The sequence below is a fragment of the Psychrobacter piscatorii genome (assembly GCF_001444505.1).
In the GTDB taxonomy this organism is placed as follows: domain Bacteria; phylum Pseudomonadota; class Gammaproteobacteria; order Pseudomonadales; family Moraxellaceae; genus Psychrobacter; species Psychrobacter piscatorii_B.
The window spans coordinates 1-683 of sequence record NZ_LNDJ01000041.1 but is presented as its reverse complement, the minus strand read 5'-3'; the positions used below and the strand labels follow the sequence as shown (position 1 = coordinate 683).

At 26.5% G+C, this 683-nt stretch carries 2 protein-coding genes; both read right to left on the bottom strand.

What is annotated here, in order from left to right; translation table 11 throughout:
• The coding region (locus AS194_RS13605; protein WP_200960306.1) for a hypothetical protein at nt 1-377 on the bottom strand (377 nt) is incomplete at its 3' end.
• Nucleotides 334-591, bottom strand: a complete 258-nt coding sequence (locus tag AS194_RS02190) for a hypothetical protein (protein ID WP_058023845.1) — start codon at nt 589-591, stop codon at nt 334-336. The genes AS194_RS13605 and AS194_RS02190, both read right to left, overlap by 44 nt.
• Nucleotides 592-683: the final 92 nt, after the last annotated feature.

Sequence of the window (683 nt, the reverse complement as noted above, 5' to 3'; positions counted from 1 at the left end):
AACTGGTACTTTTGCAAGAGATCTATTTCATAATCTGGATCGTCACAAGAAACATCAGCCAATATTTTTTGTAACGTAGAATGACTTTTTAGGCGACTAATAATATTTCTAGTATTAGTCTCAGAATAAGATTTTCCTATATATAAAACTTCTAAATCCCTTAAATCATCATTATTATTTTCATTACCGACAGCTATTGGAAATAAATTAATAGGAATATATCTTATTTTATCCCTATTGCTATTAAGCATATAGATATTTACATGAGGATATTCAGAGATTTCTATATACTTTGTATCTTCAGTAGGAGTAAATGGGATTTCAATACTATTACTATGTACAATACCTTTTTTTCTGTAAGAAATTTTTATATCCAATTTTTTTTAAATCTTCTGAGTAGTCTAGCTCATCAAACCAAATTTTTGGTAGTTTTGTTATTAAATATATATAAGATTCATCGATCACTTCTTTAAAACCATTATTAGCTACATCTTTTTCAGATGCGATATTTTTAGCTGGTATCATTGTCCATGCTCCAGATGAGAAGCTTATCGCAAACTCTGAAGAATATTTCATTTTTCTATCATCCATTTTCTTATCCCTATTTTTTAAATTTTTTATAATAATATACAGATATCAATTAAATTAGCAAAAGTTATAGTCTAATCCAAATAAAACCGATA